The organism is Chloracidobacterium sp., assembly GCA_016720705.1.
In the GTDB taxonomy this organism is placed as follows: domain Bacteria; phylum Acidobacteriota; class Blastocatellia; order Pyrinomonadales; family Pyrinomonadaceae; genus OLB17.
Map to the genome: position 1 here is coordinate 386,967 of JADKKB010000001.1, position 25,960 is coordinate 412,926.

General features: G+C 51.6%; 22 protein-coding genes, 2 tRNA genes and 1 pseudogene. 17 read left to right on the plus strand and 8 right to left on the minus strand.

Annotation, left to right across the window (positions count from 1 at the left end):
- The first annotated feature begins 3 nt into the window (after positions 1–3).
- From IPQ00_01880 to IPQ00_01920, 9 genes and pseudogenes are all read left to right on the plus strand, one after another.
- Positions 4–750 (plus strand): hypothetical protein, encoded by a 747-nt coding sequence (locus IPQ00_01880; protein ID MBL0239316.1) that lies wholly within the window; start codon positions 4–6, stop codon positions 748–750.
- A gap of 20 nt (positions 751–770) precedes the next feature.
- The gene (locus IPQ00_01885) at positions 771–1,121 is read left to right on the plus strand and encodes a DUF2200 domain-containing protein (protein MBL0239317.1); all 351 of its coding nucleotides are present in this window, start codon (positions 771–773) and stop codon (positions 1,119–1,121) included.
- A 30-nt stretch (positions 1,122–1,151) separates the two neighbouring features.
- Positions 1,152–1,706, plus strand: coding sequence for a hypothetical protein (locus IPQ00_01890; protein ID MBL0239318.1), 555 nt, complete (start codon positions 1,152–1,154; stop codon positions 1,704–1,706).
- A pseudogene (locus tag IPQ00_01895) lies at positions 1,679–1,792 on the plus strand (DUF2200 family protein). The gene IPQ00_01890 and the pseudogene IPQ00_01895 overlap by 28 nt, the downstream one beginning before the upstream one ends.
- Entirely contained in the window at positions 1,793–2,170 is a 378-nt protein-coding gene (locus IPQ00_01900) for a hypothetical protein (GenBank protein MBL0239319.1), read from the plus strand. It begins immediately after the preceding pseudogene.
- A gap of 3 nt (positions 2,171–2,173) precedes the next feature.
- Positions 2,174–2,734 (plus strand): dihydrofolate reductase family protein, encoded by a 561-nt coding sequence (locus IPQ00_01905; protein ID MBL0239320.1) that lies wholly within the window; start codon positions 2,174–2,176, stop codon positions 2,732–2,734.
- 38 nt (positions 2,735–2,772) lie between these two features.
- Positions 2,773–3,012 carry an addiction module protein gene (locus IPQ00_01910; GenBank protein ID MBL0239321.1) on the plus strand — a complete coding sequence of 80 codons (240 nt, stop codon included), beginning with the start codon at positions 2,773–2,775 and terminating at the stop codon, positions 3,010–3,012.
- 286 nt (positions 3,013–3,298) lie between these two features.
- Entirely contained in the window at positions 3,299–5,089 is a 1,791-nt protein-coding gene (locus IPQ00_01915) for a 2-oxoacid:acceptor oxidoreductase subunit alpha (GenBank protein ID MBL0239322.1), read from the plus strand.
- Positions 5,090–5,095: 6 nt separating this feature from the next.
- A complete protein-coding gene (locus tag IPQ00_01920) occupies positions 5,096–6,148 on the plus strand; it encodes a 2-oxoacid:ferredoxin oxidoreductase subunit beta (protein ID MBL0239323.1) in 1,053 nt (350 codons plus the stop codon).
- A gap of 93 nt (positions 6,149–6,241) precedes the next feature.
- Here the strand turns inward: IPQ00_01920 and IPQ00_01925 are convergent, their stop codons facing one another.
- Positions 6,242–8,173 (minus strand): thioredoxin family protein, encoded by a 1,932-nt coding sequence (locus IPQ00_01925; protein MBL0239324.1) that lies wholly within the window; start codon positions 8,171–8,173, stop codon positions 6,242–6,244.
- 153 nt (positions 8,174–8,326) lie between these two features.
- Between IPQ00_01925 and IPQ00_01930 the strand changes: the two genes are divergently transcribed.
- Positions 8,327–9,712: a Gfo/Idh/MocA family oxidoreductase gene (locus tag IPQ00_01930; GenBank protein ID MBL0239325.1), complete on the plus strand. Its 1,386-nt coding sequence runs from the start codon at positions 8,327–8,329 to the stop codon at positions 9,710–9,712.
- 205 nt (positions 9,713–9,917) lie between these two features.
- On the opposite strand, the gene IPQ00_01935 is transcribed toward IPQ00_01930, so the two are convergent.
- The 5 genes from IPQ00_01935 to IPQ00_01955 form a co-directional block, all read right to left on the minus strand.
- Complete coding sequence (locus IPQ00_01935; protein ID MBL0239326.1) at positions 9,918–10,451, minus strand: prepilin-type N-terminal cleavage/methylation domain-containing protein; 534 nt, start codon at positions 10,449–10,451, stop codon at positions 9,918–9,920.
- 260 nt (positions 10,452–10,711) lie between these two features.
- Positions 10,712–10,786, minus strand: a tRNA-Cys gene (locus IPQ00_01940).
- 92 nt (positions 10,787–10,878) lie between these two features.
- Positions 10,879–10,953 (minus strand) — tRNA-Gly (locus IPQ00_01945).
- 61 nt (positions 10,954–11,014) lie between these two features.
- Complete coding sequence (locus IPQ00_01950; protein MBL0239327.1) at positions 11,015–12,667, minus strand: ABC transporter substrate-binding protein; 1,653 nt, start codon at positions 12,665–12,667, stop codon at positions 11,015–11,017.
- Between the two features lie 17 nt (positions 12,668–12,684).
- A complete protein-coding gene (locus IPQ00_01955) occupies positions 12,685–13,791 on the minus strand; it encodes a hypothetical protein (protein ID MBL0239328.1) in 1,107 nt (368 codons plus the stop codon).
- 77 nt (positions 13,792–13,868) lie between these two features.
- Between IPQ00_01955 and IPQ00_01960 the strand changes: the two genes are divergently transcribed.
- Positions 13,869–14,213, plus strand: coding sequence for an HIT domain-containing protein (locus IPQ00_01960; GenBank protein MBL0239329.1), 345 nt, complete (start codon positions 13,869–13,871; stop codon positions 14,211–14,213).
- Here the strand turns inward: IPQ00_01960 and IPQ00_01965 are convergent.
- Positions 14,206–15,243 (minus strand): N(4)-(beta-N-acetylglucosaminyl)-L-asparaginase, encoded by a 1,038-nt coding sequence (locus IPQ00_01965; GenBank protein ID MBL0239330.1) that lies wholly within the window; start codon positions 15,241–15,243, stop codon positions 14,206–14,208. The genes IPQ00_01960 and IPQ00_01965 overlap by 8 nt on opposite strands.
- Before the next feature lie 108 nt (positions 15,244–15,351).
- On the opposite strand from IPQ00_01965, the gene IPQ00_01970 reads away from it, so the two are divergent.
- The gene (locus IPQ00_01970; GenBank protein ID MBL0239331.1) at positions 15,352–16,404 is read left to right on the plus strand and encodes a hypothetical protein; all 1,053 of its coding nucleotides are present in this window, start codon (positions 15,352–15,354) and stop codon (positions 16,402–16,404) included.
- Positions 16,405–16,410: 6 nt separating this feature from the next.
- On the opposite strand, the gene mutS is transcribed toward IPQ00_01970, so the two are convergent.
- A complete protein-coding gene (gene mutS, locus IPQ00_01975) occupies positions 16,411–19,068 on the minus strand; it encodes a DNA mismatch repair protein MutS (protein MBL0239332.1) in 2,658 nt (885 codons plus the stop codon).
- A 193-nt stretch (positions 19,069–19,261) separates the two neighbouring features.
- Here mutS and IPQ00_01980 point away from each other — a divergent pair, with 193 nt between their 5' ends.
- The 5 genes from IPQ00_01980 to gmd all read left to right on the plus strand — a co-directional run bounded on the left by IPQ00_01980 (position 19,262) and on the right by gmd (position 25,955).
- On the plus strand, positions 19,262–20,236 hold the full coding sequence (locus IPQ00_01980; GenBank protein ID MBL0239333.1) for a polysaccharide biosynthesis/export family protein: 975 nt from the start codon (positions 19,262–19,264) through the stop codon (positions 20,234–20,236).
- A 7-nt stretch (positions 20,237–20,243) separates the two neighbouring features.
- Positions 20,244–22,721 (plus strand): polysaccharide biosynthesis tyrosine autokinase, encoded by a 2,478-nt coding sequence (locus tag IPQ00_01985; GenBank protein ID MBL0239334.1) that lies wholly within the window; start codon positions 20,244–20,246, stop codon positions 22,719–22,721.
- 26 nt (positions 22,722–22,747) lie between these two features.
- Complete coding sequence (locus IPQ00_01990) at positions 22,748–23,755, plus strand: NAD-dependent epimerase/dehydratase family protein (GenBank protein MBL0239335.1); 1,008 nt, start codon at positions 22,748–22,750, stop codon at positions 23,753–23,755.
- A 115-nt stretch (positions 23,756–23,870) separates the two neighbouring features.
- Positions 23,871–24,827, plus strand: coding sequence for a GDP-L-fucose synthase (locus tag IPQ00_01995; protein ID MBL0239336.1), 957 nt, complete (start codon positions 23,871–23,873; stop codon positions 24,825–24,827).
- A gap of 24 nt (positions 24,828–24,851) precedes the next feature.
- Positions 24,852–25,955 carry a GDP-mannose 4,6-dehydratase gene (gene gmd, locus IPQ00_02000; protein MBL0239337.1) on the plus strand — a complete coding sequence of 368 codons (1,104 nt, stop codon included), beginning with the start codon at positions 24,852–24,854 and terminating at the stop codon, positions 25,953–25,955.
- The last annotated feature ends 5 nt before the right edge of the window (positions 25,956–25,960 follow it).

The following is a 25,960-nucleotide window of genomic DNA, read 5'->3' on the forward strand; positions in this document are numbered from 1 at the left end:
AATATGATGTTAAGAAAACTGCCTTTAGCGGTGATGTTGGGTGTAATGGTCGCGGTCGTGGCGGACGCTCAATTGGTGAATGGTACGAATATCAACAGCACGGACATGCTAATGAGTCGCGTGATCTTGTGCGCGAGTTTCAGAAAGTCGGGGAAGCCGCTTCCATCGACTTGTAAGACCGGATCGTCGAGCAAGCCGACCGGCACTTCGACGGCGAGCGGAGCAAAGTCTTCGACATCTGCAACTAAGTTAACAAAGACAGATTCGGGAAAATTTAAGGCGGTTGCGAGTGATGCTACATTCCAATCGTACGCGAACAGCAATGGCAGCACCGCCGCCGAGAAACAGCTTCTCTTGCAGATCGCAGCTAGCACGAAGACGCTTTTCGAAGAGCGCTATGCGGCCAAAGGTTGGAAGAACAATGTCGCCGGGGCGTTCGCCTTTTTCATTATCTCTAATATGACCGTCTATACAGGCACCGAACCTTCTGCCGCCTCGCAAGACGCACTTTTCGAGAGTCTGAATGCGATCATTGATCAGTCGCCCGGCTTCGCGTCGGCCCCGGATAAGGAAAAGCAAGCGTTGTATAACACTCTGATCGCATACAGCGGCCTCCCGCTGACGGTCTTTGCCGAGGGTGCTCAGCAACGTAACGCATCTCAGGTAGAAAAGGCCAGAACGCTCGCCGCCGGATACATTAAAATGCTATTGAAGGCCGATCCAGAGACCTTGCGGCCTTTGGTCAGCTAACCTATAAGCGGAGAGTTTTGATGAAAACCGAAAGAGTATATGCACTGATCTTTGGGAGCGTTTATCCGCACTATTTGAAGAAGGCGGAGACGAAGGGGCGGACGCGGGAAGAGCTTGATGAGGTCATTCGTTGGCTGACGGGTTATACGCAGGAGGGGTTGGAAAAGGTGATCGCTACCAAGGTCGATCTGCGTGACTTCTTCGGCAATGCCCCGAAGTTGAACCCGAACGCCGCCCTCATCAAAGGCACCGTCTGCGGCATCCGTGTCGAGGACATCGAAGACCCGCTAATGCAAAAGATCCGCTGGATGGATAAACTCATCGACGAACTCGCCAAGGGCAAAACGATGGAAAAGATATTACGAAGTTAGAAGGAGCAGTTAATGTATGGAGGAATCATTATGAACAACTTTGCGACATCGACCAGGAGTCTATTCACGGCCACGTTGCTGGCTGTGATTGCTATTGTGGGTTTAGCGTCAACGATCCGGGCCCAGCCCGGAAACGATTCGATCGTCGCCGGCGAAGGTGTTGGCCCGCTTGCGGTCGGAGCAAAAAAAGCCGTCATCTTACGCGAGTTTGGAGTTCCCGATGAGTCACGAAAGATCAAGTCAGCTAAGCCGGACACATACGCTGCATACTTTGCCAAAGGATTCGCCGTTGAGTATGTGAATGGGATCGTAACGGTTATCCACTTTATTGGAGATGCGTCGCTCTACGAGGATGGTAAGACCAAGTTTGCGGCATTCTTTGGACTGCCGGATAAAGGGCTTCGCTGGCGATCGAGCACTGCGGACGTGATGAAGGTCTATGGAACTCCGGTCAAGAGGAAGGATTTCAATGAATCCAAGACCGACGCGCCTCTCACCGATCTGACGTACTCCGATGCGATCTTCCGTTTCAAGATGGACCAACTGTTTCAAATCGACGTGATAAAGGCATCGAAGACCCCATAATGCAGAAGATTCGCGACATGGACAAACGCATCGACGAACTCGCCAAAGGCAAAAAGATGGAAAAGATCCTGCGGACAGCAGAGTAGATGAAGATGGTGGAAGAGAACCGACGATCATATCGACATATCATTTACGCCGTGATCTCCGTAGCGTGTCCATTTATCGCTTTCGGCTTGATCTCGCTTTATCAGGAATATGCCCATGAGTGGTTCTGGGAAGTGCAGAAGAAGCCTTGGCCGCTGGACGACGCGGATAAAAACGCAGTTGTGATGGGGGCAATTGCGATGGCTGTCGAGGCCGCACTGGCGGTTGTAGTCGGTCTGATTGTTGGGACAATGTTCGCTGCCTTAAGTCTGAAACGAAAGCTACGATTTATCAGCTTCGGCACGGCGGCCCTGCTCTTTAATCTCATTCCGCTTATTCCCGCTATTGCTCTCTTCCTATGGTCGAGAAACGGAATTTAGATTATGAGAAAGCTAATTGCCGCGATGAATATGACGGTTGATGGGTTTTGCGACCATACGGTGGGGATCGCGGATGATGAGATACATGAGCATTACACCGAGCTGTTGCGGAGTGCGGACATCGCTATTTACGGGCGGAAGACGTTTCAGCTGATGGAGTTTTGGCCGACTCTGCTTGCGAACCCGTCGGGGAATCGGGCGATGGATGACTTCGCGGTGGCGATGGACGATATTCACAAGATCGTCTATTCGCGAACGCTTGAGAGCACCGATTGGAAGACCGCAGAGCTGAAACGCGAGATCGTTCGAGACGAGATCGTCGAACTCAAGCAGCAAGCAGGCAAAGACATCTTAGTCGGCAGCCCGAGTATGATCATCCAGTTAGGGAATCTCGGTCTCGTCGATGAATACCAGCTTGGGATTCACCCAATAATTGTCGGCGACGGCTTACCGCTATTTAAGAGTGTTAATGATAGAATCGACATTAGGCTGTTGAAGACAAAAATATTCGGCTGTGGGGTGGTAATACACTATTATGAAACGTCGAAAGTAGCACTTTCTTAGTTTCGGCGAGATGATATAATTTTCTTGATGTGAAATAAATGTCAGTGATAACGGAAGTAGAAGAACTTGCACTTACACTCCCGGCATCGTATCGCGGGAAGCTTGCCGAGAAACTACTTCGTTCGCTGCCGTCTCCGGGTTGGGACGACGAAGATGATGCTATCGAGGAAGCACTTCGGCGTAGTCGGGAGATGGATGAAAATCCTGAAATGGCTATCTCGATAGAACAATTGGACGAGATGATAAAGAAGCGATTTCCTCAATGCGTGTCAGATTAGTCAGTAGAGTCTATTCCGACATTGAATCTGCAATGGGATATAACCTGCTCGAGGCGGGTGCGAAGTTCGCGACGGAATTTTCGAAGAGTTTAAGCGTTGCCGAGGAATAGTTGTGGAGCGTCCGCAATCTTACCCAATCGTCCGCGATGACATTCGCCGTATCAACTTTCGTCGGTTTGCGTTTCACATTTTGTATCAAATCGTCGACGACGGTTACGTAAAACTTCTTGTAGTTAAACACGACAGTCGCGATCCTGACTTTGGTCTTGATCGGTAAATACATTAAATGAAAGTTAATGATTTTGTAGTTAGATTCGCTAACGTTAACGGCACCGGTTCGGCGTCGGCTAATGCTCTGTTTACCAAGTCGGTGTTTCGGATGGGAATTCCGGTGACGCCGAAGAATATTTTTCCGTCGAATATCCAGGGACTGCCGACTTGGTACGAGGTGCGAGTTTCGGAAAAGGGATATCTCGGGCGTCGGGCGGGCATCGATATGATGATCGCGGTTAATCCGCAGTCGATGAAGAGGGACTACGCTGACGTGCATCCCGGCGGTTATTTTCTCTACGATAGTTCGAAACCGTTGCCGCCCGGATACGACCGCGAGGATATAACTCACCTCGGAATTCCGCTGATGGCTCTCTGCAACGCCGAGTATACCGATGCCCGACAACGGCAACTATTCAAGAATATCGTCTATATCGGAGCATTGTCAGCACTACTCGATATCGAATTTGCGGTACTCGAGGGAATGATCGGTGAGCAGTTCAAGGGCAAGGAAAAGCTGATCGAGCCAAATATCAGAGCACTCAACATCGGCGTCAATTACGTTCGCGAGCATTTTGACTGTCCGCTGGACATTCGTGTGGAGCGCCGTGATCTGCTTGGCGACAAGATCCTTTTCAGCGGTAATTCCGCGTGCGGCCTCGGGGCTGTATATGGAGGTGCGACGGTTGCCGGATGGTACCCTATCACACCGTCAACATCGGTTGTAGACGCATTCGGCAAATACGCGTCCAAGTACCGCGTTGACGCTGAGACCGGCAAACACAATTATGCCATTGTCCAGGCCGAGGACGAGCTGGCAGCGATCGGGATGGTCATCGGTGCGAGTTGGAACGGAGCTCGCTCGTTTACAGCGACTAGCGGGCCGGGCCTTTCGTTAATGAATGAGTTTTTGGGCCTCGCGTACTTCGCCGAGATACCGGCAGTACTGATCGACGTTCAGCGGACGGGCCCTTCGACCGGAATGCCGACGCGGACACAGCAATCTGACCTTTTGCTAGCGGCGTACGCTTCGCACGGCGATACAAAGCATCCATTGCTGTTGCCGGCGACACCAAAAGAGTGTTTCGAAATGACGGTGGACGCGTTTGACCTGACCGAACAACTTCAATCGCCCGTCATCGTTATGACAGACCTCGATCTTGGGATGAATGATTACATTACGGATCCGCTCGTCTGGGACGACTCGAGAAAGTATAAGCGCGGCAAGGTACTTGATGCCGCAGCTCTCGATGAGATCGAACGATACGGGCGATACCTCGATACCGAGGGCGATGGGGTGCCGTACCGGACCATTCCCGGAACGCATCCCACCAAAGGAGCATTTGTGGCGCGCGGTTCGTCGAGAGACGAATATGCGGTTTACACAGAGGACGGCGATGCCTATCGCCGCAATATGGATAGACTGAACGCGAAGTGGAACACCGCGAAAGAGATGGTTCCGCAGCCGGAATTCTTTCAGGATGCCAACTCATCTGAGTACGGCGTGATATTTTTCGGAACGTCGACCTACGCAGCGGAGGAGGCTATCGAACTCCTAAATAATGACGGAATCCACCTTGACTCTATGCGTGTCCGGGCTTTTCCATTCGGCAAAGCGTTCTGCGAGTTTGTCGAGGCACACGACGAGCTATTTGTGATCGAACAAAACCGCGATGCTCAATTTAAGAGCCTGATGATGATCGAACTCGGAGTTGACGCGTCTAAACTAATTTCCGTACTTAATTATGACGGAACGCCGATCACAGCCGAAGACATCTTGGAACAGATAAAGGGAAATTTGAAATAGCTAGAAATGACATACGTTAAACCATCATTCCGACATCCCGCATTGCCTAAGAACGATCTTGGGTACACCGTTAATTATTACGAGGGTTCGCTTTCGACGCTTTGCGCCGGGTGTGGACACGACGGTATCAGTGCCGCGATCGCTCAGGCCTGTTTTGAGACAAATGTAGAGCCGCACAAGGTGGCAAAGCTCTCAGGTATTGGCTGCTCGTCCAAGACACCCGCCTATTTTCTCTCCAATTCGCACGGGTTTAACTCGGTTCACGGACGTATGCCATCGGTCGCGACGGGTGCGAATCTCGCGAACCGCGATCTGATGTACTTTGGTGTTTCGGGCGATGGCGATACTGCGTCGATCGGAATGGGCCAATTCGTGCACGTGATCAGGCGAAACCTGAATATGGTCTATTTGGTGATGAACAACGGTTGCTACGGCCTGACCAAGGGCCAGGACAGTGCGACTGCTGACGCCGGGTCAAAGAGCAAAGCCGGAAGCGTAAACCTCTTTGAAGCGATCGATCTCGCCGGCCTCGCGATCGAGTTGGGGGCGACGTTCGTCGCACAGAGCTTTTCGGGTGACAAAACGCAATTGATTCCGTTGATCAAGGCGGCGATGAGCCATCCCGGATTCGCGTTCATTAATGTGATCAGCCCGTGCGTGACCTTTAATAACAACGCCGGATCGACGAAGTCGTACGATTACGTACGCGAACATATGGAGGCAACCGCTACCGTAGATTACGTCCAGCACCGGACGGTAATTACTGCGGATTACGACGAGGGAAGCGTCGAAGCAGTGCAGATGCACGACGGTTCGATGATCAGCCTGCACAAGCTTGACGAAAATTGGGACCCGTTGGACCGACTATCGGCGATCAACGCCGTACAGAACGCACGTGCGAAGGGCGAGATCCTGACCGGTCTTCTGTACGTCAACCCGGAAACGACCGACCTTCACGAAATGATACAAACCAATAAAAGTCCGCTTAATAAGCTGACCCAGAGTGATTTGTGCCCCGGGTCGAAAACTCTCGAGGCGATCAACGCGAGTCTGCGTTGACCTGTCGCGGATCGTAGTGATTTTCAGTTATTTAGCGAACCGTTGGACCATAGAGTTTGTCTTTCAAAACCTGGCAAACGGTTCGTTTTTAGGTTATTTTCGGAGAAAGGCGATGTACTCACTCTGATCTCGGGTCAAACCCGCAAACGTCGCAACCACCTCATCACCGGGCGTTACGATCGCGTATAAAGGCAAAGCTACGGTGCCGAAACGCTGTTCCTGCATCCGTTGAAATCCTTGATACGGTTCGCCATCACCGTCTGTATAGAGCCGGACACGAACGAATTTCTCGAGTTCCTTCCTGACTTCAGGCTTGGTGAACATATTCGCTTCCATCCAGCGGCAATTGGTACAAGTGTAACCGGTGTAGTCAACAAAAATTCTCTTGTTTTCGGACTTGGCTCGTTCTAATGCAGCCTGATAATCGTTGGTGATCCAGGTCAGTTCGCCGTTCTTGGAGGTTTCGCCCGACGACGATGTCACACTCTCCTTTGCGGGCGGCAAGAAGGACTCGATCTCGCCCAGACGCGCCCCAAAGAGACCGGTAAGCAGATAAAACGACATCGTGGTAAAGAGCAAAGCATTTAAGGCGCCTACGAGGCCGATATGCTTACTTTCGGAATCGTGTGCAAAGCGGAACACACCCAAAAGATAAAGCACTATCAGCACCGAGCATCCGATCCATCCAGCGATCACCACCTCGCGGGTAAAGATATTCCATCCCCACACCAAATCGACATTCGACAGAAACTTAAGTGCCGCACCGATCTCCAAAAAGCCCATTACGACCTTGACCGAGTTCATCCAACTACCGGAACGCGGCAGGCGGTGCATAAGGCGAGGAGCGACGGCCAAAACAAAGAAAGGCAATGCAAAAACCGTCGAAAACGCGAGCATTCCGGCGATCGGGTAAAACAGTTGTCCATTTGCCGCCGCAACCAGGATGGTGCCAACCAGCGGTGCGGTGCAAGTAAATGACGTAAGGGAAAACGTCAATCCCATCAGCAACAGACCGATGTATTTGCCGGACTCGTTCGAGCGGGTGATGCGGTCAAGCTTGGTCAACAATCCCGAAGGAATGCCGATGCTGTAGGCACCCAAAAGGCTGAAGGCAAACGCCAGGAATATGCCCGTGATCAGTAGATTGATGTACGGATTTGAGGCAAAACGATTAAGTCCTGCGGCACCAAAGATCAACGCCAATGCAACGCCCAGTCCAGTAAACGTAAGGATAATGCCGAGTGCGTAGATCAGGGCATCACGGATCGATCCGTAATGCGTGTCCGAACCGTGCTTTGTGAAATACGAGACCGTTATCGGTATCATTGGAAACACACACGGCGTCAATAGAGACAACGCTCCGAAGGTGATCGCCAGCCATATAAATCCCCAAAATGAACCATTTGTGATGTCTTGCTCCGCCGGCCTATTGGCACGGCCCGGCGAGGGTTCGGACACTTTCGTCTCCGGCACCATGGGCGCTCCGGTTGGTGCGACGGCACCCGGCTTTCCGCCCGTAACCGTAATCGGTGACGCGAGCTTTACAGTTTTTGGCGGGAGACAGAGCGTATCATTGCAGACCTGATATTTTACGGTGACGATCAGATCTTGCGGACCATCCTGAGCATTCTCGGTCACAGTAAACGGAATGGTAAACACGGCTTCGCCGCTATATGACTCAGTGTCAATGCCAAAATTCTGGTCAAACGTGGTCTTGGGCTTTGGTGCGGTGATCTTACCGATTTGAAAATATGCGTCGTCGAGCGTGATCTTGGTCGGTATCGGCCCGCCGCTGGCTTGGGTTACCGAGTACATCTTCCACGGCGACGCTATCACGGCCTTCAACTCAGCATCGCCTTTACCGCCGACCTTTATGCTCGCAGGTTCAACCTTTATGGTGATAGTGACCGGATCTTGTGCGAACACGGACGCCGTTAGTGTAAGAAACACAAATACATAAACGATCAGCTTGGCTGCGCCCCGAATGACCGATCGAATTGTGAGTACATCTCGTGTTTTGCTCATTCGAATATAATTTTACCGCGAAACGCGTAAAACTTCTGCTTTGATAACCCGAATTTATCGGCCATACACAGGATGATTATCTATTTCGAGCGTGGTTGATCGTGAATTTTGCGTTAAACTACCCGATGTATCTCAACAATAAAGGTGAACTAAATGACAGATAACGGTGGAATCTCACGGCGTGAAATGTTGCGAAACGCGGCATTAGGCAGTATCGGTCTGGGACTTTTGGGCGGAGCCAATGTATCTGCGGCGTCGAGCGACTCGTTACTCCAACGTTTGATCGAGGGAACTAAAGCGTTGAACAAGACAATGGTCGGCGTGCCTTTTGAAAAGCGTGACGTGGTCCGCGTCGCCATTGTCGGCACGGGACTGCGCGGCACAAGTATTTTGTCCGAATTCCTGCATTTGCCAAACGTTCGGATCACAGCTCTCTGTGACGTTGTGCAAACTAAGGTCGACCGAGCCAGGGTGATGGTCGAAAAGGCAGGACAGCCGACACCGGCGACCTTTGTCACAGGCGAACGCGGATATGAGGATCTGGTCAAACGGGACGACGTCGATTTTGTCTACATCGCGACACCCTGGGAGTGGCACACGCCGCAGGCTCTGGCCGCTATGAATGCCGGCAAACACACCGGCACCGAGGTTCCGTCTGCCTACACCCTCGAAGATTGCTGGAAGCTGGTCGATACATCCGAGAGAACTCGCCGACACTGTATGCTGATGGAAAATTGCTGCTACGACTATGATGAGTTGCTGGTGCTCAATATGGTCCGAGCCGGATTGCTCGGCGAGATCGTCCACGGCGAAGGCGCCTACAATCACGATCTGCGGGAAATACTATTTGAAACGCGAGACGAGGGACTTTGGCGTAGGCGTCATCACACACTTCGCGATAGCAATCTGTACCCGACGCACGGCCTCGGACCGGTCGCCAATTATATGGACATCAATCGGGGTGACAAGTTTGAGTATATGGTAGCGATGAATTCGGCCAGTCTGGGGCTGCAGCAATACCGCAAAGACCATTTGAAACCGGACGACCCGCGGCAGAAAGAGGTCTACAAGACGGGCGACTATAGCACTAACCTGATCAAGACGAACAAGGGCCGCACGATCCTCGTCCAACACAATGTTTCGTCACCTCGGCCATACGACCGCATCAACCTGATCCAGGGGACCAAGGGGATCTTTCGCGATTATCCGTCAAGGGTTTTTATAGACGGTCAGGAAGGCGGACACAAATGGCAGGACACAACGGCCTTCAAGGATAAATTTGAACACGACCTGTGGCGAAAGGAGGGTGAGGCGGCCAGAAAGCTCGGCGGACACGGAGGAATGGACTATATAATGTGCTACCGCCTGGCCGAATGTATGACAAAGGGCATCGCTCCTGACATCGACGTGTACGACGCTGCCGCGTGGTCGGCTCCTGGACCGTTGAGCGAGATCTCAAACGCCAAAGGGTCGATGCCGATCAAGTTTCCCGATTTTACACGCGGCCAGTGGCAAAAGAACCGTCTGTCGATACCATAAGTCTATTGTGGGTAGAGTTTCGCGTATCAGAACTGTGATGATTAGGGCTTTAGAGTGCCTTGGATTATTCATTAAACTTAGATAGATTGGAAACGGATTATCCGAGCTACCCAGATCTGACGTGTCGGTTACAAATATTAAAATGACCGCCCGATAACTTGGTTATCAGACGGTCTTTTTTTTATAACGACGTTAAAGTCGATACTTAGTTGTTAATTGGTGTGCCACTGGCCATCGTCATCACAGTTCCATCATCCGAAAGCATATCGTGGGCCAAACTGCTTGCCGGGTTATAATTAATGACACCGTTAGTCACGACCATAAAGTTACGCGTCCCTGTCTGGGTAACTCCCGAAGTTGTCGTCGGTCGTGCGGCTCCGTGGAATGTTGCCTGGTTTGTCGGCGAACTCGGACGACCTGCACCGGTAAACTCGTAACCGCTTTTTTTGGACCAGTCACCGGCGGTTGCCGGAGCTAGAGTGCTGTCAACAAGCGAGACTTGTGCGAGGGAATAGAACGCATTGGTCACGCCGGGATCGCCCGAGTAACTTCCGTTTCCGTAGGTCGATTGATAGGCTGCTTGGGCTCCGCTATAAGTTCTCAGCGTCGAGATCGCCGAGGATTCGTTCGCCGCACGCCTGGACGCTAGAAGGTTAGGGATAGCGATGGCCGCGATGATTCCGATAATGACTACCACGATGAGTAGTTCGATAAGAGAAAATCCTCTTTGATCTTTCATTTTTAGTTGCGTCTCCCGAAAATAACTATTCTTGGGCTGATGTGCCTTGTCGGGCAGAAGCTTTGCAATGTTTATGCCACAATGTGAGGGCGAACCCAAACAATCACTACGCTGTTTGTTTACAGTCACTTACAGGCAATAGAGGTGAGTAGCTCGTGACCGGCCGAGGTTGGCGATATAGACAATTTTTGGTCGTGACGGGAATGGGAGTTCCACCTTTTGTCACTTCCGGTCAACTGATTAAAAGAATTGTTAAAAGATGGAGGCGGCGATCGGAATCGAACCGATGAATAAAGGTTTTGCAGACCTCTGCCTTACCACTTGGCTACGCCGCCTTATAGAAAAGGATGAGGGCGGAAGAATATCGGATGAATAAGAAAAGTCTTACCTTCATCCTTCATCCTTCCGCCCTCATCCTTCAAAGAACTGGAGCGGGAGACGAGATTTGAACTCGCGACTTCGACCTTGGCAAGGTCGCGCTCTACCACTGAGCTACTCCCGCGTGGCAAATGATAATTTTAGCGAAACGACAAAAATTGTCAAGCTAACCGGCCACATTCGAGTTAATTTGTGACCGTAATGTTCTTAAGAAAGCTCCAATCGCCGCTCGGGCTTATCTTAACGTCGCCGATACGCTTTGTCGTTACGACTATATTAGCCGGATACCATAGCGGAAGAAGCGGCAATTCCGCACTGACATTGGCCCACGTCTTTCCGTATAGTTCCTTTGCTTTTGCTCGATCGATCGAATTTATGGCGTCCTCGACGTCCTTATCGACCTGAGCATTTACATATCGACTGCGGTTACAACACGCAACTGAGCCACCCGGGATCTTAGTCGAACTGAAAAGATCACGTAAGAAGATCGGATCCTGATTGCCGCCGACCCAGATCCCGGTGTACATCTGGAATTGGCCTTGGGCCAGTTGCTGGCGGATCGTACCGACCTCGAGAGTCTCGATCTGTACATTGAGGCCAATATCCGTCAATGAGCTTTGGATAACCTGAGCGTACTGATTGACCGCAAGATTGCCGGATCCATACTTGAAGACGATCGGTTCATTCTTGTATCCCGCGTCCTGCAAGAGTTGCTTGGCTTTGGCGATGTCATACTTGTATTCCGTGCCCGACGTATAGGCCCAAGACTGGGTCGGAAGTATCGAGTTTGCGACCTTTGCTTGGTCGAACAATAACTCGCTAACGATCTTCTGCCGGTCGATGGCATAGCCGATGGCTTGCCGGATCTTCGGGTTATTGAGCGGTGGTGTCTGAGTGTTGAACACCAGATACTGGATATTAGATCCGTCTGTCTGCTCGACCTTGAGATTCGGGCTATTTCCGAGCGATCTGAGCGTATCAGGCGGCAGATTGGACGGATTTGCGGCAATGTCTACACCGCCTGTCTGCAGTTCCGCCTGGAGCGAGTTAGCGTCGGTTACGGTTTTGACTCGTAGTTTCTGGATCTTTGGGGCACCTTCCCAATATTCAGGGTTCGCCGCAAGTTCTACAATGTTTTGTGATGCGTCAAAACTGACAAATTTGAACGGACCCGATCCGATCGGCGTGTCTTTTAACTGGGCCACCGTGCCGGTTGGAACGATGGGGATCGCCACCAGATTCGCCAGCAATTGATTGCGCAACGCCGGACGCGTCACCTTAAACACTACGGTAAACGGGTCAGGAGTTTCGATCGATGAAATGTGAGCGACGCGCTTGGTTTTAGGTTCCTCTTTGGGTGTTGGGGCACTTTTTGTATCCGTGTTGCCGTTGGGAGTGGGCGTTGCGGCCACTTTGGACGCGTCTAACGGGTCGGCCGGAACAGTATCAAAAAAGGCCCCGGACTTGAAACTCTCACTTCGAAATAGCTCGTCAAACGTATATTTAACATCTGCCGATGTAAACGCTTGGCCATTATGAAATTTAACTCCGTCGTGGAGCTTAAATGTAATGGTCATTCCGTCGGGCGACGTGATTATTTCCTTTGCAAGTTCGCCAACGTAGTCAAAATTTGCGTCTTTCTTAACCAGTGAGTTAAAGATCAGATTCCTGATCCGGTCTGCCGACGCGTCAGGAGGGGTTACTGTCGTAAGCGTATCAAACGACGAAAACTTCTCAGGCAATGCGACAGTCACATACTCAGCATCGCGCTTGCGGCACGAAAGAGACATCGACAGCACGATCGTCACAACGGTCAAAAACAAAATAGTTCTTCGCAAATTAATATCTCCTTGATTCAGGCCGATATCCGCTCATTGAAGGCAGCGATATCGGCTGAAATTTCATCTATACGGTCAATGTCGAATTCGGATGCGGGAACCAGTTGCGCCTTAAGTCCCTCAATACGTTCGATCGCTGAGTCAATACGCTCTTCGGCTATCTCACCGGTTTCGACCGCATTCAAGACCGCCTCAAATCCTTCTAAGATCGCATTTTCGCCGGCGCAGATCGCGAGCATATCGGCACCCGCCCGGATGGCCAATTTACAGGCCTCACCGACCCCGTAATTTTTAACTATCGCCCCCATCTCAAGATCGTCCGTTATCGTAAGCCCACTAAATTTGAGCTCGCCGCGAAGCAATGTTGTAAGGAAGTTAAAACTCAATGAGGACGGTAAAAGTTTGCCATCTTGGCCGGTTTCCTGCAAGTCAACCTCAGGAAAGCACGCGTGCGCGGCCATAACCGCGTGAACTTGACCGCCGGCGAAAAGCTCGCGGTACGGATAAAGGTCAATGCCGAACAGTTCGTCTCGGCTGATATCGACCACCGGCAGTTCTTCGTGCGAATCTACGGTCGCTGCTCCAAGTCCGGGGAAATGCTTGAGACACCCGATGATGCCTTTGTCTTGCATTTGATTCAAAAACCCTCCGGCAAGCTCGACAACATCCTCTTTCGAGCGGCCGAACGGCCTTGTAAATAGGCCGTTTGATGACCCCGAACGGCGTTCGTCAACAACATCAACGACCGGGGCAAAATTCATATTGAAACCAAGGATCGAGATCAACTCTGCGATCAGCGAAGCCATTTGGGCCGCTTCTACGGCGGAGCGGATCCGTCCGGCCGCCGACATTGGCGTAACGATCCGTCGAAGTCGATCGACCGTTCCGCCTTCCTGGTCAAGGCTGATGAAAGGCGCGATCGGCGAGACGTGGCGAATTGCGTCATTGAGCGTGCGAGTTTGTTGAGCGTCGCGAATATTGCGGGCGAAAAGACAAATACCGCCCGGTGCGACACTGGCAAGAAAGTCCCGTGTCGCATCGTCCATCTCAGGTCCCGCGATACCGATAAAGAATAATTGTCCGACCTTTTGCCGTATCGGCAGATCGCTAAGTTGATTGATCATCGATATTCCAACAAAGCCTCAAAACCTTGAGTTTATCAATTAGGAACCGCATAATAAAGCGGCTAAAGTTCAACGATATGACCGAAGACTTTTATTGCGATAGTGTACTGAGCGGCAAAACCGACGTTCGACGCATACGTGAGACAGAGAATGTGTTGGCGTTTCACCACACGCGGCCGTTTTGGGAAACGCATATTGTCGTTATTCCGAAACGTCATATTTCGTCATTCCTCAGTTTGGAAGAAAGTGATAACGCGATCGTGATCGAGATGCTCGCAGTGATCCGCGAAGTTGCGGCAGAGGTCGTGGAACAACTCGGTGCTGCTCGCGTCCTGACCAATATGGGCAATTATCAGGATTCAAAACATCTCCATTTTCACGTCTATTCCGGCGAACGCCTGCGTCCGGACCAGACTATTTGAAATAACTCGCGGCTTCGAGTGTCTTGTTGACTTTTGAATTGGTGACAGAATACGTAAAGCCCTTCTGGATAGAATACGCTCCAACCTCGCCCTTGCTTGTGATCGCAATGAAACCCACCTGAAACTTCTCGGCTTTCTTGCGGTCGCGATCGACGATACGGCGGACCGCCTCAGCACAAGCTTTCTCAGGTGTGTACCCGAATCGCATTAATTCGACGATCAGGTGAGTACCGCAGATCCGCACGACCTCTTCGCCGACGCCCGAACTTGTTGCCGCTCCGACCTTATTGTCGACAAAAAGTCCGGCCCCGATCACCGGCGAATCGCCGACGCGGCCGTGCATCTTAAATGCCATACCGCTCGTCGTACAAGCTCCCGAAAGATTTCCGTCAGCGTCGAGAGCGATCGTCCCCATCGTATCGTGGTTTACCGAGCCATCGTCAAACATTAATGGTGTTGATGGTCCCTTCGTACGATTTGGAGTGTTTTCGATATTAACGACCGGACTGTATTCTGATTTTTTCAGCCATTCTTTCCACGCTTTGTCCGCGTCCGGAGATAGCCGATACGGCATTTTTTCAAATCCGTTTTCGACTGCAAACTGCAGTGCCCCGTCACCGGCGAGAATTACGTGTTCGGTCTTTTCCATTATACGGCGAGCGACCGAAATGGGATTTTTGATCTGCTGCAGATACAGGACGCTGCCGCAATTGGATCGGTGATCCATTATTGAAGCATCGAGCGTTACAAAACCGTCGCGGTCGGGAAACGCATCAAGCCCGACGCAGCAACTCACCTCGTCCTCCGCCGATCGAGCGGCCTGTTCGACTGCGTCAAGTGCCGTGCCCTTTTTCTCAAGCACCTTCCACGCGGCTGCATTAGCACGGATCCCACTATCCCAGGTCGAGACGACAACGGGCTTAGCGTATAGCTTTCGTTTAGAGGTCTGGGCTGATGACTGCGATGCAGCCAACAGCGGTAAACCGATCGCTGCAGCCTTGAGAAAATCACGTCGATTTGGAGAATTCATACGCGAATAATAGTAGGTTTCCATTCGGATTCAAAGTTGTGCGAACTTGTATATCTGTAGAAGTTGGATTAGATTTTTCAAACACAACACCATTGGGAATATCCCGCGATGCAGGAGATCAGGCTGACCGATATGTATAGGCGTTCCATCAAACTCGCCTTTGGTGGCATAATGATCCTGATCGCATCACAATTTGCACTATCGCAGCCGGCGTGTAGCGGAAAGGCTATGTTTACCGAACCCGTTTGTATCGGCAACACCCTTTCCAAAGACGAAAACGCACTATTCGACCTGGTCAATAAGTATCGTGTTGCTAACGGCCAACCGGCCGTAAAACTCTCAAGCCGTCTGAGTGTTGTGGCAAATAGACGAATGCTCGACGTCAAACAAAATATGCGGGTCCTGACGCACAGTTGGAGCAATTGTCCTTATGATAAAAGGGACAACAAGACCTGGCCGTGCGTGACGGCAGCACCGCAGCGTCTGAATTCGGGCTACATCGGCGAAGGCTACCAAACTCTCTATCGGACTACGACCGGAGCGGCCTTACCTGGGGCGGCACTTGAAACCTGGCGAAAGAGTTCGTTACACAACTCGATCATCCTTAACCTTTCGCCGTTCAAGGATTATCCGTGGGATGAGCTTGGGGTGGCGATCGACGGGCAGTTCGCCGCATTGTGGTTTGGAACGATGACCGGCGGCGGCATTATGGCGAGTGAGGGTGAGGGACTCGGAGTTGATCTTGACAAGACCATCAGCGGAATCTCGAAACTGCTGCCCGTTGGTTCGGTATCTTCAAGTCTGGCGGGCGGTAAATGGCAGGGAACCACCGCTGATAAGTCGCTGAAAGTCGAAATCTTCGGCGTCCCCAAAGAGGTGTCGGAGATCAATGTCCGGCTGTCGATCAAACTCGCCGCCAACGGCAAACTAAGTCCGGCAAATCGCAAAATAATGCTAATGCTTCTCGGAAACGTTTTTCCACGTTGGACCGAGCGTGAAATATGGCTTGACCGCACTTTGGCAGTGATCGCCGCGGATCGCAAAGCAACGCGAACTCAGATCATTGAGAAAAATGCCATCGAGGTTCAAGGTTCGGCAGGAAATAGTCTTAATTTCGCGATCAGGCCGTTAAGCAAACCGGCGGCGATCGAGATTTTCTAGATGGTTTTAGATGATCCGGGCTTTCACCTTCGCAAGAATTGATTTTGCCTCTAAGGGATCTAGTCCATCGACGTCCAAGGACCGCAATTCATCGATCGCACTCTCATTGGACACGGCGAACAGGGAAGCTTGAGCTACGGCGTGGCCGGCAGCGGCTTTCGCAAGTCCGGTTTTGCTTTCGTCGGCAAATACGGCGAGTTCGTACTGCTCGAGTTTCGTCAAAACGACCTTTGCACGTTCGATGACCGTTCCCGGCAAGCCCGCAAGTCGTGCGACGGCGATCCCATACGATTTCGAAGCCTTACCCGGCTGCAATTTGTGAAAGAATACGACTTCGCCGTCCTTTTCGGAGGCAGTGATCTGATAATTTTTCGCTCCGGGCAGGTTTTCTGCCAGTTCCGTTAGTTCGTGATAATGAGTCGCGAACAGGGTTTTGGCGGAGTGCTCAGGAGAGTTGTGCAGATACTCGGCAACCGCCCACGCTATCGATAATCCGTCGAAAGTCGATGTACCGCGGCCGATCTCGTCCAATAGGATCAGGCTCCGCGATGTCGCGTTATGGAGGATCGCTGCTGTTTCGGTCATCTCGACCATAAAAGTCGAACGGCCCGACGCGAGATCGTCCGAGGCACCGACGCGCGTCCAGACCCGATCAATGATCGGCAGCTTTGCTGATGCCGCAGGAACGAACGAGCCGATCTGAGCAAGGATCTGAATGAGGGCGATCTGACGCAGGATCGTCGATTTGCCGCCCATATTGGCACCGGTTATGATCAAAAGTCGATCGGTCGAGTTATTCATCAACACATCATTCGGGATGAACGACTCCTTGATAAAAGCCTCGACAACAGGATGACGGCCGTTCTTGATCTCGATGTGATCGCCATCGTGCAGTACGGGTTCGACATAATTTAGTCGGTCGGCCGTCTCAGCCAGCGAACCGAGAGCATCGAGCGTCGCGAGGGCTCGGGCGGTCGATTGTAATTTGCGTGTTTCCGAACAAACTCTTGTTCGAACATCCTGAAACAGCTCGGCCTCGAGCCTGATGATACGCTCATCGGCACCGAGCACCTTTCGCTCCCATTCCTTTAGTTGCTCCGTCGTATAACGCTCGGCATTGGCCAGCGTCTGGCGTCGCTCATAATCGTCGGGAACGCGATCAAGATTAGCCTTGGATATCTCGATGTAATAACCAAAGACATTGTTAAAACGCACTTTAAGGGTCGATATACCGCTTCGGACGCGTTCCCGCTCTTCAAAGCCGGCGATAGTCTGCTTGGCCGATGTCGACACTGACCGGAGATCATCAAGTTCGGCGTTAAAGCCGGAACGTATAACACCGCCGTCATTTAGATTGACCGGCGGTTCGTCGCTGATCGATGTTGAGATCAGTTGGCGGACCTCCGGCAGTTCGAAGATATTCTCCGCCAAAACCTGCAACAGCAATGAACGGGCATCGCCCAAGACCTCATTTATCCTCGGAGCTTGAGTAATAGAGCGGTTCAATGCGATCAGGTCGCGCGGTGACGCGGTGCCGAGATTAAGTCGCCCGATCAGGCGCTCAAGGTCGCTTACATCCTTTAGCAAAAAGCGCAGTTTGTCCCGAAAGATCGGGTCACGCAGTTCGCTCACCGCGGCTAGACGAGTTTGTATCTCACTTCGCTTGAGGGACGGCCGCAAAAGCCATTGACGCAAGAGCCGCGAGCCCATTCCGGTAATGTTTTGGTCGATCACATCAAATAGCGTGCGTTTGTCTTTTTCGCCACGAGTGTCGACGATCTCAAGATTTCGCAAGGTAACGGCGTCAAGCACCATCGAGTCGGATGCCTCGAAATAACTGATCTCAGTGATGTGTCCGGCCGTCGCCCGCTGTGTGTCGTGTGCATATTTTAGACAGGCACCGGCCGCCCTTATCGCCTCAATTCGATCGGCAAGCCCATACCCGGTGAGCTCTTTGACACCGAATTGCTCTTTCAAAAGCCGTTCGGACTCGACCGCGTCAAAATCGAGATCGTTGACGGCCGTCAGCGTAAATTGCGTACCACCGATCGGTCGTGTTCGATCATCTGAAAAGAGTGAGGTCTCCGCATTTGCGTCGAATGCCGCCGTCACGCTCGATCTGAGCGACGCCGGAAAGATCAGCTCTCGCGGTGAAATTGAATTGATCTCGTCACAGACCTTTTGCCAACTGTCGTGGGCGGTGATCTGGGTTACGGTAAAGTGCCCGGCGGAAAGCTCTAAAAAGGCCGCTGCAAACGAATCACCGCTGCCGCACACTGAGGCAAGATAGACGGTCTCTTTTGATTCGACAAGCTGTGGATCGATCGCCGTGCCCGGCGTGATAACGCGGACGACCTCACGCTTGACCAGTTTTACACCTTTTCCGGCCTCTTCCGTTTGGTCGCAGATCGCCACTCGGTAGCCGCGGCGGACAAGTCGGGCAATGTAGTTTGATGCCGCGTGATGCGGAACACCGCACATCGGAACAGGGTTTGGGGAATCCTTGTGACGGGCAGTCAGCGTGATCTCGAGTTCGCGGGAGGCAAGTATCGCATCCTCGTTGAACATCTCGTAGAAATCGCCGAGCCGAAAGAACAAAATAGTTCCCGGATAGAGTTTCTTGATATCCAGATATTGCCGAAGCATCGGCGTCACATTTTCCATGGTAAATAAGAGTAAAAGTTTATCGAAAAGACCCCGGAAATCAAAACGATTGTTTCCAAACAGTTCATTTTTTGGTATTATTTGCGTTTGCATTATGGCGGAGTATTCGCAAAAATATTAGGTACTTGTGCGGATCGTTCACCGCTATAGCCTGTAAAGCCTTTCTACAGCAGTTTTTTGGAAGGCACACATCATGTTGCATAAAATATCGATCATTTCGATCCTATTGATCATAACTGGCGTGACGGCCGTGTTCGCACAAACGCCGTCGGCACAGACCGTTGCGGCAGTCTCAGCGGACGCTCGTGACGACCGTTATCGCATCGGTTATCAGGATGTTTTGAATATTCAGGTCTTCAGGCATCCGGAACTCGGGATCGAAGCTACGGTCAATCCTAACGGAATGATCTATCTCTTTCGATTAGAAGAGCCGATCGTCGCGGTCTGCAAGACCGAGCGTGAATTGGCACGCGATATCGAAAACGCTTATAAGGTCAAATACCTTAAGAACCCGCAGGTAAATGTCATTGTTCGCGAGCAGAAATCTCAGGCAATGTCTGTGATCGGTGCGGTCGAGAAGCCGGGCAAATACTTTGTCAGCAAGCGCGTGCATTTACTTGAGTTGATCGCTCTGGCCGGTGGCCCGAATAAAGAGTCCGGCACTCGCGTAATGGTCGCCCGCACCGGCAGCACATCCAACTGTCGTATGCCCGACTCTGTCGTAAGCGATGACGTTACGGTGCTCGGTTTTAAGATGCGTGAGATCCAAGAGGGCAAACGTATGCTCTGGATGCAGCCTGGAGATATCGTATCGGTGCTCGATGCGGATATGGTCTATGTTTACGGCAATGTGATCAAACCCGGCGAGGTCAAATTTCGTGAACCTATTACCCTGAGGCAGGCGATCGCGTCTTCACAGGGACTAAAACCGGCGACCGACAAGAGCGTTGTTAGAGTGCTGCGGCAGATCCCTGACAGCATCGAGCGCAAAGAGCTAATATACAATCTTTCCGAGATCGACAAAGGACGGGGCTCGGACCCTTACCTCGAACCGAACGACATCGTGGCTGTTTCAAAGGACAGCACCAAAGCGATCTTGAACGGAGTCGTAACAACATTTACTAACGGGCTCCCGACGATCCTCTCACGGGGAATTCCGATCCCCTAAAAATCATATGAAAGAACCACGCGGGATAATGAAGTCACCGTCAGGCGAAACCACTGACCTCGAACGATCGTTCGAGGTCCCGATCGCGCCCGCCGGTCGTTACCCGGCATACCGTGACGGCGGCGGGTCTGAAGGCTTCCAATTGATGGACTATTGGCGGGCGATCAGAAAACGATTGTGGCTGATCATCGGCATTACGGTTCTGATCACGACGCTGACGGCGATCTATATGGCCCGCAAGCCTAATATCTATCAGGCGCGTGCGGTCGTGCAGGTCGATATGGAACAGACCAACCCTGATCTGGTGACAGCCGACCGAGCCCGGCCGATGGCTGCGAGCGACCCGTCGTATTTCAACACCCAGCTTCAGTTGTTAGGCAGCGAGGGCTTGCTCCGACGTGTGATCAAGGAGCACAACCTAGACGCTAATAAGGAGTTTCAGCAGGCTAAGAATGATGGATCGGTGTCGCCCTGGAGGTCCTTGCTGCGTTCCGTGGGACTTGCGAGTGACGATACGAAAAAGGACACCGGCACACCGGAATTATCCGCCAATTCGACGCTGGCGACCTCAGATGAGATCGCCGAAGCAGTTCGGCTTACGCCATTTGTGGAACTTGTGCGAAAGAATCTCGGTGTAGAACCGGTTCGTGAGGCCCGTGCCACCGTTAAGGACACGCGACTGATCGAGATATCGTTTCGTGGTACCAATCCTGAACTCGCTGCATTTGTAGTAAATGCTATTGCCGAAACATTTACGAATCAGAACCAGGAAAAGCGTTCGGGCACGAGTCGAAAGACCAACGATTTTCTGCAGGAGCGGATCGCGAACCTGCAATCGGACATTAAATCGGATGAGGAAAAGTTAGTTCAAATGACCCAGCAAGAGGGAATTTTGAAAACTGATGGCGAAACCACACTCGTTCTCGATAGATTGTCCGGACTAAATAAACAACTGCTCGATGCAGAGAATGAACGCAAAAATGCCGAGGCAAATTATGTAACTGTCAGCAATAACCCGGAACGGGTGAAGGCTTTGGCGGAGCAGGAAATGACCCGGTTTATCACTGAGCAGGAAAACACAATTCGACTTCAGCAGTCGGACCTTCAAAAGAAGATCGCGGACCTCCGCCAGACTCGTGAGTTGAGATTGCAGGAGTATCAAGAGGGAGCGGCGGAGATCAAGGAGATCGACGTTCAGATCCGGAGTTACGAAGACTCGATCGACAAGTTACTCGGCCGATTTCGCGGCGATCTCGACGCATTCAGACAACGAACGACGAAGACGATCCTAGAGAATCTTAAAACCACATATTTGCGGGCACGCGACCGCGAGGAAAAGATCCGCATTGACTTCAACCGTCAGTACAATGAAGCTCAGGGACAAAACCAAGGTGCCGTAAGCCTCAAGATCCTGCAGCAAACCATCGACACCAACAAGGGTTTTCTGGAAAATCTGCGAAAGCAGATGAGCGGAAATGACGTCGCGGCGCAGGGAACTGACAATAATATCAGCGTTACCGAGATCGCCATTCCGCCGGACATCGCTGTTTCGCCACGCCGAATGACGACGGTTGCTGCTGCACTTTTCCTTTCCACTTTATTCGGTATGGGGTTGGCATTGTTCCTGGAGTACCTGGACGACACGATCCGGACTACCGAAGAGATCGAAAATTACCTACAACTGCCGGCACTGGCAGCGATCCCGACATTCGAGCCTTCGACAAAACGGCGTCTGGCACTTGTCGGATCCGAAGAAGCGGAACAGGAGAGGGCCAATTCGGAGCTCTTGATCTACGCCGACTCGCGCTCAGCTTTGGCTGAGGCATATCGACAATTGCGAACGTCGATCCTATTGTCGACGGCGGGTCACGCTCCAAAATCGCTGCTTATCACATCGAGTCTGCCGTCTGAGGGTAAGACAACAACGGCGACCAACACCGCGATCAGCCTTGCCCAGACCGGCGGCAAAGTGCTCATAATCGACGCCGATATGCGTCGCCCGAGACTGCACGCGGTCTTTAATATCAGCAACGGCGAAGGACTTAGTACTTTGCTTTCGAGCGAATTGAGCGATGCTGAAACGCTTGCGGTCATTAAGCAAGACCCGAACACCAAACTGCATCTTCTGACGTCCGGCCCGATACCGCCAAATCCGGCTGAGTTGATCGGATCCGACCAGATGTCGAATCTGTTGAAATTCCTGTCTAAGGAATTTACCCACGTTGTTATCGATTCGCCGCCGATCGCGTCGTTTACTGACGGCGTATTGATCGCGTCGATGGTCGATGGAGTGATACTCGTCGTACACGCCGGCAAGAGCTCCAGGCAGGTTATCCGCAGATCGAGGCAGTTGCTGAATGATATCGGAGCGAAGATTTTTGGCGTAGTTCTAAACAACGCTAATTTGCGTTCGCAGGACAATTATTATTACTCGCAGAGCTATTATCGCTCGAATACTGAAAGCACTGACGACGAAGACGCGTAAGGGCACTTTGAAGCGTTAGACCACTAATGAGCAATATCACGAGAGTATTGGTAACGGGTGCAGGCGGATTTATCGGCAGCCACCTCGTAAAATATCTTAAGGAAAAGGGTTACTGGGTTCGCGGCGTTGATATTAAGCGTCCGGAGTTTGCGGAGACGGCCGCGGACGAATTCCTTGACCTCGATCTGCGGCGTTGGGAAAACTGTCTTGCTGCCACAGAGGGAATCGACGAGGTATATGCACTCGCAGCGGATATGGGCGGTATGGGCTTTATTTCCGCTCATCACGCTCAGATCCTTTACAACAATTCGCTTATAAATCTCCACACGCTCGAAGCCGCGCGCGAAAATGGTGCATCACGATACCTGTACACCAGTTCCGCTTGCGTCTATCCGGAACATTTGCAGGAAGATGCCAACGTCGTGCCGTTGAAAGAGACAGATGTTTACCCTGCGTATCCGCAAGACGCGTACGGCTGGGAAAAGCTTATCTCCGAGCGTTTGTGTATGCACTATCGTGATGACTACGGTATCGAGACCAGAACCGTGCGTTTTCATAATATTTTTGGCGAAGACGGCACGTGGGACGGCGGTCGTGAAAAGGTCCCGGCGGCAATGTGCCGTAAGATCGCACGGGCAAAACTGCTCGGTGACCCAAATGTCGAGATCTGGGGCGACGGCGAACAAACACGCTCGTTCTGCTACATTGCAGATTGTGTCGAAGGAATCTATCGTCTAATGCGTTCGGATCACTTTGAGCCGATAAATCTCGGTCAGGACCGAATGGTGTCGATCAATGAGTTGGCGGACATTGTCTCGGCAATTGCAGGTGTCGAAATTACCAAAAAGCACATAGACGGTCCCCAAGGCGTGCGCGGACGAAATTCGGATAATACGACCCTGCGTGAAGTGCTTCAATGGGAACCACAGATAACGCTCGAGGACGGACTGGCTATAACATACCGTTGGATCGAGGATCAGGTCAGGGCAGACCTCACTGAAAAAGGGCAACTCGGTTCGTCAACAGCCAATTAAGCTTAAATTTACGAGCTGACGAGCCACAGTTTTCAACTGCTACTAGGGTTTTGATTTGGCGAGTGACTAATGACCGTCGGGGCAGTGTATCGCATTGGCCCGGCTTTTGATATAGATGAACCTTTCGGATAAAAGGATATTTGTCGCGGGTTCGACCGGAATGGTCGGTAGTGCCGTGTGTCGTGAACTCGACCGTCGGGGATACGGCCACGTTCTAAAAACAAATTCGTCCGAACTCGACCTGATCGCGCAATCCGCAGTAAACGACTATTTTTTCCGTGAACGACCGCAGGTCGTAATACTGGCAGCCGCAAAAGTTGGGGGAATACTCGCCAATAACACCTTTCGAGCCGAATTTATTTACAACAACTTGATGATCGAGGCGAATATCATCAATGCCGCATTTAGACACGGGGCGGAAAAGTTGATCTTTCTCGGCAGCTCTTGCATTTATCCGAAAATGGCCGACCAGCCAATGACTGAGGAAGCATTGCTGACAGGCCCGCTCGAATTTACAAACGAGCCATACGCGATCGCCAAGATAGCCGGAATCAAGTTATGCGAGAGCTATTATCGGCAATACGGCTGTAATTTCATTTCCGCTATGCCTACCAATCTTTACGGCGAGCGGGACAATTTCGATCTGAATACCTCGCACGTCATTCCCGCATTGATACGTAAGTTTCACGAGGCAAAAATGAGCGGTGCGGCCGATGTGACGGCATGGGGAACCGGAGAGCCGATGCGCGAGTTTTTGTACGTCGACGACCTCGCTGAGGCGGTCGTGTTTATGATGGAGAATGTCGGCGCGGTGGACCTTTATGATAAAGGCATTTCGCACTTAAATGTTGGGTCGGGCCAAGACCTCCGGATCAGTGACCTCGCCGAAAGGATCCGCACGGTTGTCGGATTTGAGGGAGTTATCAAATTCGATACATCAAAGCCGGACGGCACGCCGCGTAAGCTGATGAGTGTCGACCGGATCGAAAAGCTTGGATGGAAGCATACTACTACCATCGGCGATGGGCTTGAGCGAACATATCGTTGGTTTATCGAAAATTGTTGTAAATGATCAAATTCGCGATACTTAGATCAGATGAAAAAAGCACTAATTACAGGAATAACCGGCCAAGACGGCAGCTATCTAACCGAGATTCTGCTCGCGAAGGGCTATGAGGTTCACGGCATCATCCGTAAATCCAGTTCGTTCAACACGGCACGCATAGACCACCTGTATCGGGATCCTGAGATCCTCGACAAAACGCTATTCTTGCATTATGGCGATCTGATCGATCCGAGTAGCCTTAATCGGCTACTTGAAAAGATCGAACCCGACGAGATCTATAATCTCGCGGCTCAGAGTCACGTAAAGGTTTCATTCGACGTGCCGGACTACACCGCGCAGGTCGATGCTCTTGGAACGCTGAGATTTCTTGACGCGATCCGGGAGACCGGTCTTCGCCGCGTGAAATTCTACCAAGCATCGACTTCGGAACTATTCGGAAAGGTACAGGAAGTTCCGCAAAAGGAGACAACGCCATTTTATCCACGGTCACCGTATGGCGTCGCAAAGCTCTTTGCGTACTGGACGATCGTCAATTATCGCGAGGCATACGGTATCTTTGCCAGCAACGGAATTCTTTTTAACCACGAATCGCCACGTCGCGGTAACACCTTTGTTACCAAAAAGATAACGCGTGAGATCTCACGTATTATCTCAGGTAATAGCGATCGCCTCATACTTGGAAATCTAGAAGCGAAACGCGATTGGGGATTTGCTCCGGAATATTGCGAGGGAATGTGGCAGATCCTGCAACAAGACGATCCCGATGATTTTGTTCTAGCAACCGGTGAGACTCATTCGGTGCGTGAATTTGTCGAAATGGCATTTTCGTGCGCCGGTATCGAGATCGGATGGAGCGGAACCGGTGCTGATGAAAAGGGTATTGTGCGTCACGTGGATAAGGCAAAAGTAAGTGAGCAACTTGGTTCGGACAATATCACGATCAAGACAGATGACGTGTTGGTGTGTCTTAGCGATTCGTATCTTCGCCCGACCGAGGTCGACCTTTTGATCGGTGATGCCTCAAAGGCCCGTGAAGCATTCGGATGGATACCGCAAACGGACTTTCAACATCTGGTTAAGATAATGGTCGACGCAGATTGTGCTGAGATGCGCGGCCCGGGATCGCATTTTTAGGCCGA

Excerpts from the sequence above, each read along its gene's own strand:
- IPQ00_01970 (MBL0239331.1), top strand. The coding sequence starts at position 15,352 with ATGCAGGAGATCAGGCTGACCGATATGTATAGGCGTTCCATCAAACTC.
- IPQ00_01910 (MBL0239321.1), top strand. The coding sequence starts at position 2,773 with ATGTCAGTGATAACGGAAGTAGAAGAACTTGCACTTACACTCCCGGCA.
- IPQ00_01880 (MBL0239316.1), top strand. The coding sequence starts at position 4 with ATGATGTTAAGAAAACTGCCTTTAGCGGTGATGTTGGGTGTAATGGTC.
- IPQ00_01980 (MBL0239333.1), top strand. The coding sequence starts at position 19,262 with ATGTTGCATAAAATATCGATCATTTCGATCCTATTGATCATAACTGGC.
- IPQ00_01965 (MBL0239330.1), bottom strand. The coding sequence starts at position 15,243 with ATGAATTCTCCAAATCGACGTGATTTTCTCAAGGCTGCAGCGATCGGT.
- IPQ00_01920 (MBL0239323.1), top strand. The coding sequence starts at position 5,096 with ATGACATACGTTAAACCATCATTCCGACATCCCGCATTGCCTAAGAAC.
- IPQ00_01995 (MBL0239336.1), top strand. The coding sequence starts at position 23,871 with ATGAACCTTTCGGATAAAAGGATATTTGTCGCGGGTTCGACCGGAATG.
- IPQ00_01890 (MBL0239318.1), top strand. The coding sequence starts at position 1,152 with ATGAACAACTTTGCGACATCGACCAGGAGTCTATTCACGGCCACGTTG.
- IPQ00_01925 (MBL0239324.1), bottom strand. The coding sequence starts at position 8,173 with ATGAGCAAAACACGAGATGTACTCACAATTCGATCGGTCATTCGGGGC.
- IPQ00_01935 (MBL0239326.1), bottom strand. The coding sequence starts at position 10,451 with ATGAAAGATCAAAGAGGATTTTCTCTTATCGAACTACTCATCGTGGTA.
- IPQ00_01900 (MBL0239319.1), top strand. The coding sequence starts at position 1,793 with ATGAAGATGGTGGAAGAGAACCGACGATCATATCGACATATCATTTAC.
- IPQ00_01985 (MBL0239334.1), top strand. The coding sequence starts at position 20,244 with ATGAAAGAACCACGCGGGATAATGAAGTCACCGTCAGGCGAAACCACT.
- IPQ00_01990 (MBL0239335.1), top strand. The coding sequence starts at position 22,748 with ATGAGCAATATCACGAGAGTATTGGTAACGGGTGCAGGCGGATTTATC.
- IPQ00_01905 (MBL0239320.1), top strand. The coding sequence starts at position 2,174 with ATGAGAAAGCTAATTGCCGCGATGAATATGACGGTTGATGGGTTTTGC.
- IPQ00_01930 (MBL0239325.1), top strand. The coding sequence starts at position 8,327 with ATGACAGATAACGGTGGAATCTCACGGCGTGAAATGTTGCGAAACGCG.
- gmd (MBL0239337.1), top strand. The coding sequence starts at position 24,852 with ATGAAAAAAGCACTAATTACAGGAATAACCGGCCAAGACGGCAGCTAT.
- IPQ00_01955 (MBL0239328.1), bottom strand. The coding sequence starts at position 13,791 with ATGATCAATCAACTTAGCGATCTGCCGATACGGCAAAAGGTCGGACAA.
- IPQ00_01960 (MBL0239329.1), top strand. The coding sequence starts at position 13,869 with ATGACCGAAGACTTTTATTGCGATAGTGTACTGAGCGGCAAAACCGAC.
- IPQ00_01915 (MBL0239322.1), top strand. The coding sequence starts at position 3,299 with ATGAAAGTTAATGATTTTGTAGTTAGATTCGCTAACGTTAACGGCACC.
- mutS (MBL0239332.1), bottom strand. The coding sequence starts at position 19,068 with ATGGAAAATGTGACGCCGATGCTTCGGCAATATCTGGATATCAAGAAA.
- IPQ00_01885 (MBL0239317.1), top strand. The coding sequence starts at position 771 with ATGAAAACCGAAAGAGTATATGCACTGATCTTTGGGAGCGTTTATCCG.